This window comes from Chryseobacterium sp. BLS98, from assembly GCF_001045445.1.
Lineage (GTDB): Bacteria > Bacteroidota > Bacteroidia > Flavobacteriales > Weeksellaceae > Chryseobacterium.
The window spans coordinates 47,938-61,993 of the sequence record NZ_LFNF01000005.1 but is presented as its reverse complement, the minus strand read 5'-3'; the positions used below and the strand labels follow the sequence as shown (position 1 = coordinate 61,993).

Annotated in this window: 13 protein-coding genes; 9 read left to right on the top strand and 4 right to left on the bottom strand. The window is 38.3% G+C overall.

The annotated features are described in order from the left end of the window. Positions 1 to 60: 60 nt before the first annotated feature. Positions 61 to 1,923, bottom strand: coding sequence for an endonuclease (locus tag ACM40_RS17515; RefSeq protein ID WP_048504093.1), 1,863 nt, complete (start codon positions 1,921 to 1,923; stop codon positions 61 to 63). Positions 1,924 to 2,116: 193 nt separating this feature from the next. Between ACM40_RS17515 and ACM40_RS17510 the strand changes: the two genes are divergently transcribed. The 9 genes from ACM40_RS17510 to ACM40_RS17470 all read left to right on the top strand — a co-directional run bounded on the left by ACM40_RS17510 (position 2,117) and on the right by ACM40_RS17470 (position 10,604). Then, on the top strand, positions 2,117 to 3,256 hold the full coding sequence (locus tag ACM40_RS17510; protein ID WP_048504092.1) for an acyl-CoA dehydrogenase family protein: 1,140 nt from the start codon (positions 2,117 to 2,119) through the stop codon (positions 3,254 to 3,256). Between the two features lie 18 nt (positions 3,257 to 3,274). Further along, positions 3,275 to 3,772 carry a DinB family protein gene (locus ACM40_RS17505; RefSeq protein WP_048504091.1) on the top strand — a complete coding sequence of 166 codons (498 nt, stop codon included), beginning with the start codon at positions 3,275 to 3,277 and terminating at the stop codon, positions 3,770 to 3,772. Between the two features lie 206 nt (positions 3,773 to 3,978). Continuing rightward, positions 3,979 to 6,909, top strand: a complete 2,931-nt coding sequence (locus ACM40_RS17500) for a reprolysin-like metallopeptidase (protein WP_048504090.1) — start codon at positions 3,979 to 3,981, stop codon at positions 6,907 to 6,909. A 385-nt stretch (positions 6,910 to 7,294) separates the two neighbouring features. Then, on the top strand, positions 7,295 to 8,008 hold the full coding sequence (locus ACM40_RS17495) for a glycohydrolase toxin TNT-related protein (protein ID WP_048504089.1): 714 nt from the start codon (positions 7,295 to 7,297) through the stop codon (positions 8,006 to 8,008). 10 nt (positions 8,009 to 8,018) lie between these two features. Continuing rightward, entirely contained in the window at positions 8,019 to 8,438 is a 420-nt protein-coding gene (locus ACM40_RS17490; RefSeq protein WP_048504088.1) for a hypothetical protein, read from the top strand. Positions 8,439 to 8,764: 326 nt separating this feature from the next. Next, a complete protein-coding gene (locus tag ACM40_RS17485; RefSeq protein ID WP_048504087.1) occupies positions 8,765 to 9,232 on the top strand; it encodes a nucleoside triphosphate pyrophosphohydrolase family protein in 468 nt (155 codons plus the stop codon). Position 9,233: 1 nt separating this feature from the next. Next, complete coding sequence (locus ACM40_RS17480; protein WP_048504086.1) at positions 9,234 to 9,800, top strand: TlpA family protein disulfide reductase; 567 nt, start codon at positions 9,234 to 9,236, stop codon at positions 9,798 to 9,800. A 2-nt stretch (positions 9,801 to 9,802) separates the two neighbouring features. Then, positions 9,803 to 10,408, top strand: a complete 606-nt coding sequence (locus ACM40_RS17475; protein WP_048504085.1) for a DUF4230 domain-containing protein — start codon at positions 9,803 to 9,805, stop codon at positions 10,406 to 10,408. A gap of 13 nt (positions 10,409 to 10,421) precedes the next feature. After that, complete coding sequence (locus tag ACM40_RS17470) at positions 10,422 to 10,604, top strand: hypothetical protein (protein WP_048504084.1); 183 nt, start codon at positions 10,422 to 10,424, stop codon at positions 10,602 to 10,604. A gap of 334 nt (positions 10,605 to 10,938) precedes the next feature. Here ACM40_RS17470 and leuB read toward each other — a convergent pair whose 3' ends face one another. Genes leuB through leuC form a run of 3 tightly spaced genes read right to left on the bottom strand, consistent with a single transcriptional unit; the run spans position 10,939 to position 14,054 of the window. Then, positions 10,939 to 12,063: a 3-isopropylmalate dehydrogenase gene (leuB, locus tag ACM40_RS17465; protein ID WP_048504083.1), complete on the bottom strand. Its 1,125-nt coding sequence runs from the start codon at positions 12,061 to 12,063 to the stop codon at positions 10,939 to 10,941. Continuing rightward, the gene (gene leuD, locus ACM40_RS17460; RefSeq protein WP_048504082.1) at positions 12,044 to 12,649 is read right to left on the bottom strand and encodes a 3-isopropylmalate dehydratase small subunit; all 606 of its coding nucleotides are present in this window, start codon (positions 12,647 to 12,649) and stop codon (positions 12,044 to 12,046) included. Before leuD ends, leuB begins: the two co-directional genes overlap by 20 nt. Before the next feature lie 16 nt (positions 12,650 to 12,665). After that, positions 12,666 to 14,054: a 3-isopropylmalate dehydratase large subunit gene (leuC, locus tag ACM40_RS17455; RefSeq protein WP_048504081.1), complete on the bottom strand. Its 1,389-nt coding sequence runs from the start codon at positions 14,052 to 14,054 to the stop codon at positions 12,666 to 12,668. Between the last annotated feature and the right edge of the window lie 2 nt (positions 14,055 to 14,056).

Genomic DNA, 14,056 nt, shown 5'->3' with positions numbered 1-14,056 from the left:
AACGGCTTCATCATCTTACGTCATTGCGAGCGCTGCGCAGCAAAGACAGGTTAGTTTTATTTATTTCTTGATAAACTGGTATGCTTTATCGTCAAGTTTCAAAAGATATACCCCCGCTGAAAGGTCTTGCACCGAAATGTTCTTCTTATTTTTAAAAGGATTCTGCTCCGAATACATCAATTTTCCTGAAAAGTCTAAAATTTGAGCCGATTTCACATTTTCAGCCTTACCGCTTACAAAAATGTTGTCATAAGCCGGATTAGGGTAAATTTTAATATCATTTCCTGCTAAAATAACATCTGAAGCAGAAAGAGTTCCTAAATTCTGACAGTAATTAACTCCATACGAATCCCATTCACCAATAGTAAATGTTGCATTAGGCTGTGTAACGGTATTTTTTCTGTAAAGAGAAACATCCCCGTATGAATTGCTTACAAACTTGCTTCCTATAGCATCCACTGTCGCCGATTTATAGGCCAGCTCTACATATTGGGTTCCTGAAAAAGTCATAGCATCACCTGCTGTAAGGAATCGTGCATCATTATTGGTGTAACATGATAAGGCTGCTTTAGGATTTAGAACAACAAAATTTTCGTTGTTTGGTATTTTTCCTTCAAGCTCAAAACTGTTTCCATAATAATAGGAATTGCTTGAACTGTTGTAATACTGCACTCTTACGCTGTAATTGTTCAGATCCACCTCATGCCCTGTCCTGTTTATAATTTCCAAAGCTTTGTTATTTCCTGTCCCTTCAATATACTTAATGACAAAAAGATCCTTAGAGTTTGTATCTGTAGCTAACGTGGTCACTGTAACGGTATTACTGTCGGCCGATTGCAGATAACCCTGATCATAGGCTTTTACTGTAAACGAATAAGAAGTGGAAGGAAGTAAATGATCAATAACTGCAGATGTGGATTTTGTTGTGGTTACAAGAGTTCCATTCTGATAAATATTATACCCGATAACATCAGAACTTGTGCTTGGTGACCATACCAGATTGGTATAATAAGCTCCTGTCTGGGTAGAATTTAAATTTAAAGGAGCCTGAGGTACAATGGAGTCGGGTGTCTGTACCCAGATAGCATTCACCCATTGAGGGTTATCAATAAAAGGATTTCTGTTTTTCTGAGTGGTATATATGGCATTATTCCTGTCTATTTCCCTTTGAGATACAGGATCCTGAGCGTGCCATTGCAAAAGCATCGAAATATAAGCAGGATCAAAAGCCCTTTCTGCAGTCCCGTCCAAAGGAGACCGGTCTATCGCAGGATTAATATTGGTGGAGTAATTGAATGAAGGCAGTTTGTCTTCATATCTTACTGCAAAATAAAGAAGCATCCTCGCAATATCTCCCTTGAATTCATTAATAGGCTCATAAACCCTGTTGTTATAAACATAATTGGGAATAGCGCTATTGGCAATTTTAGATGAATTTGTAAAAGTATAATGAACCGTAGAGTTCCCGACACCGTAAGGATAATTATTCCTAAGCTGATTGATTCTTGCATCCGTAGGAATTACAAAATGCAGATCAGAATACATTGGATAATCACTGTTAAAAGTACTCTGAGGAACAGCATGCTCCCTGTTGTACCCTAGCCCTTCAGCCCCCGAAGTACTTATTAAATTAGCCGATGTATATTCATAAACATCAGCCCCGGTAGGAATTTCCGAATAAACATCAAGGAGGATCGTTGTATTATCCGGTCCGTGATCATAATATTTATCTAAATCTGTCTGGCTATAAAGATTGGGTAGGTCACCATAATTCCAGTTCACATTCTTTTCAGAAATAATATCGTGCAGTTTAGTCTTGAGAGCATAGCCAGAAAGTCCGGTAGTTCCATCATAGTATCCGGCGGGGACCTGTGCGGAAATCAATGACGAGATTAAAATAATAGGAAATAGAAGTTTTTTCATACTGTAAAAATTGGGAGGCTAAAATAGTAAATAAAAACACTTAAAGTTCCGAAAATTTTATTAAAAAATTATTAATTATAAAAATATAAAAAATTGATTATTAAAATATTGCGTATCTGGTACTATATGCTGAATAATTATTTTCGGCATTCCGTCAATTTAATTATCTTTGGGAACTAACTATTTTATCTATATGAACACAGAGACTATTGACAACATTAAAATGATAGCGGAAACAGCAAGAGAATTTGCTGAAAAAAACATCAGACCGAACATTATGGAGTGGGACGAAAGCCAGACGTTTCCAAAAGACCTTTTTCACCAGTTAGGAGAAATGGGGTTTATGGGAATTGTAGTTCCTGAGCAATACGGAGGTTCCGGTTTAGGTTATCATGAATATGTTACTATTTTGGACGAAATATCTCAGGTAGATCCGTCTATTGGTCTTTCTGTAGCTGCACACAACTCACTGTGCACCAACCATATTTACGAGTTTGGAAATGAAGATCAGAGAAATAAATGGCTTCCGCAGCTTGCTTCAGGAAAAGTAATCGGAGCATGGGGGCTTACGGAGCACAATACGGGTTCCGATTCAGGAGGTATGTCTACCACTGCCGTTAAAGACGGTGACGAATGGATCATTAATGGAGCTAAAAACTTCATCACTCATGCTATTTCCGGAGATATTGCCGTAGTAATGACAAGAACAGGTGAAATAGGAGCCAAAAATAATTCAACCGCTTTCGTTTTAGAAAAAGGAATGCCTGGTTTCACTTCCGGAAAAAAAGAAAACAAACTGGGAATGCGTGCTTCCGAAACAGCTGAGCTTATTTTCGATAATGTTCGTGTACCGGATTCACACCGTTTAGGAGAAGTGGGAGAAGGTTTCAAGCAGGCCATGAAAATTCTGGATGGTGGAAGGATTTCTATCGCAGCTTTAAGTTTAGGTACTGCAAGAGGAGCTTACAAGGCTGCTTTAAAATATGCTAAGGAAAGACACCAATTCGGAAAAGCAATCGCTGAATTCCAGGCGATCAACTTTATGCTTGCTGATATGGCCACTGAAATTGATGCCGCTGAACTTCTGATCCAAAGAGCTTCAACCCTGAAGAACGCCAAGCAAAAAATGACTAAAGAAGGTGCAATGGCAAAATTATACGCTTCTGAAGCATGTGTAAGAATTTCCAACAATGCCGTTCAGATTTTCGGTGGTTACGGATATACCAAGGACTTCCCTGCTGAGAAATTCTACAGAGATTCCAAATTATGTACTATCGGTGAAGGAACTTCAGAGATCCAGAGACTGGTAATAGGAAGAGACATTACAAAATAATTATAAATACATTCACAAATGATTAAACAAGCCCTCTTAGGTGAATTTCTGTATGAAGCAGAAAGCACCAGAAAACTTTTAAAAGCAATCCCGGATAGTGCTTTAAACTGGAAACCCTCTGAAAAAAACTGGACTACCGGACAATTAGCTTCTCACATTGCAGAAGTGTATAACTGGTATGAACCGACATTCAACCAAGATGTTTTCGATATGGGAACGTACCAGTATGATAAAGGAGATATTTCCAAAGCTGAAAATATTGTAGCAAAATTTGAAGAAAATGTAGCTAAGGCGCAGAAGGTTTTAGAGAATTCAAATGAAGACCACTATTTCAACGAATGGAAAATGGAAATGGGTGGAAATCCAATTTTCCCTCCCATGCCTAAGATTCAGGTGATCCGTTCTTTTTTATACAATCATTTATACCACCACAGAGGTGAGCTGATTGTTTACCTGAGAGCAACAGGAAATACCGTACCCGGTTTATACGGACCTACTGCTGACGACCAGATGTAATTTTTAGACTTATATTCAGATAAGTGAATAGCATACGTATTTTGCGTATGCTATTTTCTTTTTTTGAGATAATACATTTTTAAATTATATGCAATGCATTATATAATAAACTGAACGTATGTTCTAAAAATTTCTTAAATAATTTTGTTTTTCATAATAAATTTTTTATTAGCTTTGATATTCCACAATCAAAAATAAAATTTCATATGAAGAAACAATTATCCATGATTGGGATGCTTCTTATTACAGGCATCTCTTTCGCGCAGACTGACCGTCTCTGGAGTGAAGGTTCAAAAAAAGCACCTTCAAACGTTTTTGAAAACAAAACCCAAATCAACAATCCGAAAATCTACAGCTTAGATTTTGAAGGACTGAAAAACGCTCTCGCCAAGGCTCCAAAAAGACTTGCTCCGGGAGAAAAATCAGAAATCATCATTTCTTTTCCTAATTCTGAAGGAAAGATGGAAAACTTTAAAGTAAGAGAAAATTCAAACTTTGACCCTCAGCTTGCCGCGAAGTATCCGGATATCAAATCTTACGTAGGCGAAGGCCTTACCGATTCTAATTCAACTGTCTATTTCAGCACCTCTTCACTCGGCCTTTCCTCTATGGAAATCTATGGAGATAAATCTGCAGTTTTTATTGAGCCTTATACCAAAGATCTTTCTTCGTATGTAGTATACAGAAAGTCCGACAAGAAAGACGATCTTAGCAAATTTGAATGTACCGTTATCGACGTAGCCCAAAAAGGAGTATCCAACAATACCCTTGCTGCCAGGCCCAATGCAGATGATGCCAAACTGAGAACATTCAGACTGGCTCTTTCAACTACCGGAGAATATACAACATATTTTGGAGGGACTAAAGCAAATGCTCTTGCTGCCATCAACAATACAATGACCCGTGTAAATGGTGTTTTTGAAAAAGATTTTGCAGCAAGAATGGTTCTTATTGCCAATAATGATGCTGTAATTTATACCAACGCTTCTACAGATCCATATTCCGCAGCTTCAGGAATGAGCAACTGGAATTCACAGCTTCAAAGTACCCTTACTTCCGTAATAGGAGAAGCCAATTATGACATCGGACACTTGTTCGGGGCTTCCGGAGGAGGAGGAAATGCCGGATGTATCGGCTGTATCTGTACGAACGGTTCAAAAGGAAGCGGATATACTTCACCGGCAGATGCTATTCCTTCAGGAGATAATTTCGATATCGACTATGTTGCCCACGAAATGGGACATCAATTTGGAGGAAACCATACATTCTCCATGAATAATGAAGGAACCGGAGCTAATATGGAACCGGGCTCAGGATCAACCATCATGGGGTATGCAGGGATTACTGCTCAGGACATCCAGCCTCATTCCGATGCATTTTTCCATGCAATAAGCATCCAGCAGATTACCAATAATATTAAAGCTAAAACATGTCCGGTAAGCACTTCCACAGGAAATGCCATTCCTACAGCGAATGCCGGTCTTGATTATACCATTCCTAAAGGTACACCTTTTATGCTTACAGGAACAGGAACTGACGCTAACGGAGATTCATTAACTTATGTCTGGGAACAGATGGACAACGCTTCATCATCCCAAACCGGAGCAAGCTCTGCAGCCAGTGCCACTAAAGCATCAGGTCCAACTTTCAGATCATGGACTCCTACCACTTCTCCTACAAGGTATTTCCCGAGAATGTCATCCATCTTGGCAGGAGCTACCACTACAGCAGGATCAGAGATCACAGTTGAAGCACTTTCCAACGTAGCCAGATCATTGAATTTCAGATTTACAGTCCGTGACAACAGAGCCGGAGGTTCAGGAAATAATTCCGACGATGCTTTAATTACAGTAAACGGAACAGCAGGACCTTTTAGTGTTTCTTCACAAAACTCTGCAACTACCTATTCGGGAGGAAGTTCACAAACCGTAACATGGAATGTGGCCGGAACAACCGCCAATGGTGTGAATGCTGCCAATGTAGATATTTTATGGTCAACAGACAGCGGAAATACATGGACTACCCTTCTTGCAGGAACTCCAAACGATGGAACACAGGCTGTAACTATCCCAAATTTATCTACAACAACGGGAAGAATTATGGTAAAAGGCTCAAACCACATCTTCTTTGATGTGAACAATGCCAATATCACAGTGAATGCAGGCAGCGGAGGTACAGATACTGTAGCACCTACAGCTCCTACCCTTGCAGCTTCCGGAACTACAGCCACTACCACCAACCTTTCCTGGAGCGGGGCTACTGATAATGTAGCGGTTACAGGTTATGATGTTTACCAAGGAGCTTCATTAATTGGTTCTACAGCATCTACAACATATACGGTAACAAGTTTAACACCTTCCACAACATACAGCTTCACTGTTAAATCTAAAGATGCAGCAGGAAATGTGTCGCCTTCAAGCAATACAGTAAGCGTTACTACCCTTTCAGGAGGTACAGTAACTTACTGTTCTTCTTCTGCAAGCAATACAGCAGATGAAAGAATCGGAAATGTGAAATTCGGAACCATCAATAATACTTCAACAGGAACAGCAGGTTATGAGAACTTTACTTCGGTTTCAACTAACGTTACCAAAGGAAGCGCTTACACGATCTCAATAACTCCAATGTGGACTTCAACGGTTTACAGCGAAGCCTATGCAGTGTATATTGATTATAACGGTGACGGTGACTTTACAGACAGCGGAGAACTGGCATGGTCTAAAGCCGGTTCCACAACTACACCTGTAACAGGAAGTATCACTATTCCTGCAACAGCTACTGTCGGCTCTACAAGAATGAGAGTAATGATGAAGTACAGCTCTGTTCCTACTTCTTCATGTGAAGCCTATACTTATGGACAGGTTGAGGATTATACCCTGAATATTGTTTCTTCAGGAAGAGGAGAACTTACGGATACCAAGGATCTGATCACTGATATCAAAGTATATCCAAACCCGGCAAAAGATATATTACATATTTCAAACACGACATCAGAAGATTATAAAATCTTCGATATGGGTGGAAAACTAATTAATTCAGGAAAACTGGAAAGAGGCAGCGTTAATGTAAGCGGACTTATCAAAGGCGCTTATATGATCCAGGTTGGAGAAACTGCCAAGAGATTCATTAAAAATTAATAACCATTCAGTAAACACTTTGGAAGACTGCCTTCGGGCAGTCTTTTTTATGTCAAATAATTTTAAGATTGCGTAGTATTAATAATGTAAATTAATCTTTAAAAATAATATATTAATGTTTAAAATTTATCTATAAATATTTATTTAAATAAACTAATCAAAATTTAAAATTTTTAATTTAAATTTATCATTCAAATTTCTTTGTACCGTTATGCGATCAGGCTTGATGCGTTCTGATACTTCAACTCACCATATAAGCATCTCTCCTCAATTTTTATTTCTAAAAATAATTCTGCAGTGATAATTGTTGAGGTAGCTTATTTCATAAAACCAATTATCTAAACCAAAGAACAGCTTAAAAAAAATAACCATAAAAACTTTTACCATGAAACATTTATTTAAGTATCTCTTTTTACTGACAACCGTATTTTTTTCAGTTGCCTGTAGTTCAGACAATGAAGACACTGAAAACCCCACCGGGGTCGTTACCCATGTGTTCTATAAAAATGCAGATGAATTCGCATTAACTTATGATCCGGCCGGAACTGTAAGCCAGGCTATCAGGAATCAGGCGTTTGATTTATACAAACAGGGAAAATGGAGCGAACTCGAAGCACTTTTCAACACCAATAATCTCAATGGCGGCTGGCCTCCTGCAAATGGCGGATACAATATCGTTGATGATGTTCCGTTTCAGGCAGGACAAAAGTTCGACAGATATAGCGGAGCTGTTGGCAGCTATGACGGAACGGGTGTTCCTACCTTAGGAGGAAGCTTTACAAGCCCGATCATCAATGGTTATGTATATACTTTCTCCCAAAGAGCATTGAACCAGCCTGAGAACAAATATGATTTCTATTACGAAATAGATGTTTTGAATAATTTACTACCTTTCAAATCTCAAACAGCAGATGTAATTCCCTGGTTTAACCAGGTTGGCGGAGGAAAACAGACGATGTGGAAAATCCCGATTGATGTAACAACAGGTTACCAGAAAACATGGAATAAACTTGCACAGGAAGGATATGTAAAAATTACCATCAAAAAGAGTCCGAGCGGAAAATACAATAATCAGGTAGGCACAGTGATTCAGCAATAAATAAATTCAGATGTATTCAATATCAAAAAAAATAAAACTCATCAGGCAGGCAGCCCTTGCCAAAAATCATTTCAGCAATGATGAAATAATCTCGGCAGCTGTAACCCAATTCACATGTTCTGATTGCGGTCAGGAGAATTCCATTGAAATTTTTCCTTATCAATCCGGATTCCCGATTTTTCAGATTTACAATGAAGATAAAGTTTTATCCAGAAATGAATTATTGGAAAACAAAATCGTTACCGAAACCTCCCGTAGAATATCATATCTTGGAGAGTTGACGGTAAATGATTTACCGACGTTATATTTTGGAACAGACTGTCAGAATTGCCATTCAAAATACTTCTGCGTATTCAGTTACGGGGAATGGCAGCCGGGACTGACACTTTTAAACATTTCCGGTGTCTGGAAATATGAAGAGTTGGAATAATCTGCTTAGATGTTTTAAACCATAAAGAGAACTGAAGGAATTAAGGTTAGTTAAGAAAAATCAAAATGATTTTTTAAATACGTCTTTAAAGCGGCAAAGCTCATCTTAATATCCTTAAAAACTTAATAATCCTTAATGGTTTAAAATTAAAAATTCTCATTAAAACATTTCACAATTTTAAAATAAAATCCACAGCCTGAACTGTGGATTTTTCATAGAAAGTTTTTTCTACGAAGCATTATTTAATTTTTATCGGGATAGATATGGAAGTGCATGACAAAATTTTCAAAATCGTTTTCTATCTTTGCTGTAAATAATAAAAATTCATGGATAAAATTGATAGTCTGAACCAGGTAGCAGAATTCCACACCACTTTTAAAGCCCCTATTTTAGAGACCCCACAAATCCCTTCCGCGGAAAGATGCAACCTGAGAGTTGAACTTTTACAGGAAGAATTAAACGAATTGAAGCAGGCTATTGCCGATAATGATATTGTAGAAATTGCTGATGCCCTGTGTGATCTTCAGTACGTTTTAAGCGGAGCCGTGCTGGAATTCGGACTTGGCAATAAATTTGTAGAGCTATTTAACGAAGTACAGCGTTCCAATATGTCCAAAGCGTGCGATAATGCAGAGCAGGCAGAGGAAACTGTAGCATTTTATAAAGAAAAGGAAGTAGAATCTTTTTATGAAAAGTCAGGAGAGAAATTTAACGTCTACAGAAAAGCAGACCATAAAGTCCTTAAAAACAAATACTATTCTCCTGCAGATTTAAAAACAATTATCGAAAAATAATATGAAGAAATTTATTACCAATATTGTTGCCATTTCAAGCATTGTCCTGGCTTCCCAGCAGCTCAACGCCCAAAAAGTAGTGATGAACCGCGAGGTGGAAACTCAGAGTGACGGTAAAATGCTTTTAGGAAACCAATTCAAGGAACAGTTCTTAAAAGCCCCGTATGCAGACTGGTACGTGAAAGAACATGATGAATATGCCATTGACCAGAAAGCCATCGGCGAACTGAAAAAAGCCAAATTCAATACCTATTCTCTGGTCGTTTTTATGGGAACATGGTGTGAAGACAGTCATAGGGATTTCCCGAGGCTGATGAAAATTCTGGAAGAACTGAAATTTCCTGATAATAAATTAACGATCATTGCCGTCAATCGCAAGAAAGAATCCCCTACAGGAGATGAGGTACGCTATAACATCCAGAAAGTCCCTACTATTATCGTTGAAAAATATGGTAAAGAGATCGGAAGGATTATAGAAATGCCTACCAGCGGATATATTGAAAGGGATCTGGTTGAAATCATGAAAAAAGACAACAGTTCTGTCATCAAAGAAATTTTTAACAAATAAAATTGAGAAATTATAAAGTAATCATATCATTTGCAGCGGGAATTCTCGTTATGCTTATTCTGTTCTTCGGGCTTAAATCATGTTTAAATCTTAGCAGAAAGACGGAAAAGTCAGATTATTATATTCTGACCAACCAGATCTCCAAAATGAATAAAATGGTCGTTATGGAGCAGGATATTTCCAGCATGCAGAAAACCAAAATGGGTTATGAGGTATTTGGAAAAGAAGTTTCAAACAACAGCATTATTACCTATACCAAAACCAATGCCCAGGTTTCTTACGATCTTAATAAAATGAAGATAGAGGTAGATTCCATCAACAAAAAATTAGTGATCACCGAACTGCCTGATGCAGAAATAAGAATTACTCCCAGCGTTGAGATCCAGTCACTGGACGACTCCTTCTTTAACAGGATTTCTGAAAAAGATATTAAAAATGTAACGCAGAAAGCTAAGGAAACTGCGATACAGTCCGTTAACCAGAATCAGCTGAGAACAGAAGGTCGCAAACAATTACTGGAAAATCTCAATAATATTTTCGTTTTGGCAAAAGCTTTGGATTATACCATAGAAGATGAAACCGGCAAGCTCGGTGTTTTAGGACTCTAAAAAATATTACGCTATGGATTCAAAAGACAACAAAAAGAAAGAATCTGCCAATAGTGCAGAAACAAAAAAGCAGAACCAGGATTTTCAGAATATTCCTGCTTCATCAGAAAAAAGCAATCCCCCTGATATTGATAAGGAAGATGTTCAGAAATCTTCAAAAAACAAATCAGGAAAAACGGATAATACCAAAAAATAGAAAGGTTCTGTCTCACACGAGGCAGAATTTTTTTATTAAAAATCTTAAACCACAAAAGTCACAAAAGTTTATTGAACACTTTAGTTATTTTTAAGGTTAATATATTGCGGATGAGAAGTACACTTAAGTGATATGAGAATTTATGTATGTTTAATATTTTCAGGATAAAACTATTAAAACTAAAGTGCTCTAAAGTGTTTAAATAAAAAACTTTTGTGACTTTTGTGGTTTAAAAAGAATCTTTTTGTTAGCAGAATAAAATCGAAAGATTCCGCCCCAATGGGACAGAACCTTTCTAACTAATCTATTATTTATGTGAACTTTTGTTTAAAAACTATACGATGGTAGATTTTCCAATCTTGATATTTTCAAAATTGTAATAAGACTTCTCGGAATACTTAATGTAATCTGCAATAAAGCTTCCTACCTCACTCGTAGAATAGTGCTGCTCAGCATTAAGATCCACCGTAACATACCTGTTCTCAATAGCGTGTTCCACTGCCCTTCTTAATTTATCTGCAGCTTCCGGAAGTTCAAGATAATCAAGCATCATGGCCGTACTTAGAATGGATGCAACCGGATTCGCAATACCTTTTCCTTTAGCCTGCGGATAAGATCCGTGGATCGGTTCAAATAAAGCATTCTCCTCGCCTATCGATGCCGATGGTAAAAGTCCGATGGAACCTCCAATAACACTTGCTTCATCAGAAATAATATCCCCGAACATATTTTCGGTAAGGATCACATCAAATTGTTTTGGATTCAGAACCAGCTGCATGGCTGCATTGTCTACAAATATATAATCCAGATGCACATCAGGGTATTGCGGAGCAATTTTCTGACAGGTCTTTCTCCAGAGTCTTGAAGTATCCAGAACATTGGCTTTATCAATTAAAGTAAGCTTCTTTCTTCTTTTCTGTGCTTCCTTGAAAGCCATGTGGGCAATGGGAATAATCTCTTCTGTACTGTATTTGCAGACATCATAGGCATATTTACCATCCGGGTCTGTAAATTTTTCACCAAAATAAATACCGCTTACCAGCTCCCTGAAGATCTGAATATCCGTTCCTTCAATGATTTCTCTTTTCAGCGGACTTTTATCAATAAGTGAAGCATAAGTTTTCAGAGGCCGGATATTGGCATACAGCCCCAATTCTTTTCTGAGTTTCAGCAATCCCTGTTCAGGTCTCACCTTTGCCTCAGGATTGTTGTCGAAAACAGGATCTCCAATCGCTCCAAAAAGGACAGCATCCGAATCTTTACAGATCCTCAATGTTTCCTCAGGAAGAGGATCTCCTGTTTTAAAAATGGCTTCAGCGCCCATTAATCCATAGGAAAACTGGAACTGGCATTGAAAAACTTCTGCTACAGCATCCAAAATTTTGATACTTTCACTGACCACTTCCGGCCCGATCCCGTCTCCGGGAAGAACTGCTATTTTAAAATAACTGTTGCTCATACTTTTGTGTTTTTTGTTCAAATTGTTGTATCACCTGTTTTTTGCTGATTAAATAATCAATATCGTCATAGCCATTCAGCAGGCATATTTTTTTATAGGAATCAAGCTCAAAAGTTTCGGTTGTATCTTTAAAGCTTACAGATTGTAATTCCACATCAATCGCGATTTCATTATCAGGATTTTCATGAATTCCTTCCAGAATTTCTTTTAAAAACTCTTCTGATACTTTCACAGGCAGAAGTCCGTTATTTAAGGCATTTCCTTTGAAAATATCAGCAAAATAGCTTGATATGATCACTTTGAAGCCATAATCTGTCAAAGCCCAGGCTGCATGTTCACGGCTACTTCCACAGCCAAAATTGTTTCCTGCAACAAGGATTTCACCACTGAATTTAGGATTGTTTAAAACAAAATCCGGATTCGGTTCTCCTGTATGAATATTGAATCTCCAGTCCCTGAACAGATTTTCTCCAAAACCTTTTCTGTCAATGCTTTTAAGAAATCTTGCCGGAATAATCTGGTCTGTATCTATATTTTCTGCCGGCAGCGGTACTGCTCGGGATTTTAAAACAACTAATTTTTGCATGTACTTTTTAATGGATTTAGTTTAAACTTTCGAAAGCAGAAATCTTACCTTCTATCGCTGCTTTTGCTGCAGTAAGCGGGCTGGCAAGAATGGTTCTGGCCCCTTGTCCCTGTCTTCCTTCAAAATTTCTGTTGGATGTGGAAACACAGTATTCTCCTTCAGGAATTTTATCGTCATTCATTGCCAGGCAGGCTGAACATCCAGGCTGACGGATCTGGAATCCGGCATCGCTGAATATTTTATCCAAACCTTCTTCATAGATCTGTTTTACAACCTGCTGAGAACCCGGAACAATTAAGGCTTTTACTTTCTCCGATTTATTTTTTCCTTTAATATATTGTGCCGCAGAACGGAAATCTTCTATCCTTGCGTTGGTGCAGCTTCCAATGAAAACATGATGCACATCAATTCCTGAAACCTCCTGCCCGGCTTTAAGCCCCATATACTGAAGGGCTTTTTCTTCAGATTCATTTTGCGGAACAGGAATCACTTCATTGATTGAAATTCCCATTCCGGGGTTGGTTCCATAGGTAATCATGGGGAAAATCTGTGAGGCATCAAATGTCAGTTCTTTATCAAAAACAGCTCCTTCATCTGTTTTAAGGGTTTCCCAATAGGCCTGTTTTTCTGCCCATTCTTCACCTTTAGGGGCAAATGTTCTGCCTTTTACATAGTCAAAAGTAGTTTGGTCAGGCGCAATCATTCCGCCTCTGGCTCCCATTTCGATACTCATATTGCAGACGGTCATTCTTCCTTCCATAGACATTTCTTCAAAAACATTTCCGGAATATTCGCAGAAATAACCTGTTCCGCCATCGGTTCCTATTTTGGAAATGATATACAGGATCACATCTTTCGGCTGAACATTTTCATTCAGTTTTCCGTTGACTGTTATCCTCATAGATTTAGGTTTATCCAGCAAAAGACACTGGCTTGCAAAAACCTGCGCCACCTGACTTGTTCCAATTCCAAAAGCAATAGCCCCGAAAGCACCGTGCGTAGAGGTATGACTGTCTCCGCATACAATACTCATTCCCGGCTGGGTAATTCCCAGCTCAGGAGCGATAATATGTACAATTCCCTGATACGGATGACCCAGTCCGAATAATTCAATATTATTTTTTCTGCAGTTCACTGTAAGCTGTTCAACCTGGTTTCTTGAAAGTTCGTCGCGGATTGGTTTTTCCTGATCAAGCGTCGGGACATTGTGATCTGCGGTGGCTACGATCTGGTTGGGCCTGAAAACTTCAAGATTCCTTGCTTCAAGCTCGGCAAAAGCCTGAGGACTGGTTACCTCGTGGATCAGATGTTTGTCTATATAAATGATTTGAGGTCCGTCCGGGACAGTTTCTATTACGTGGGAATCCCAGACTTTGTCAAAAAGGGTCTTTTTTATGTTGTCCATAT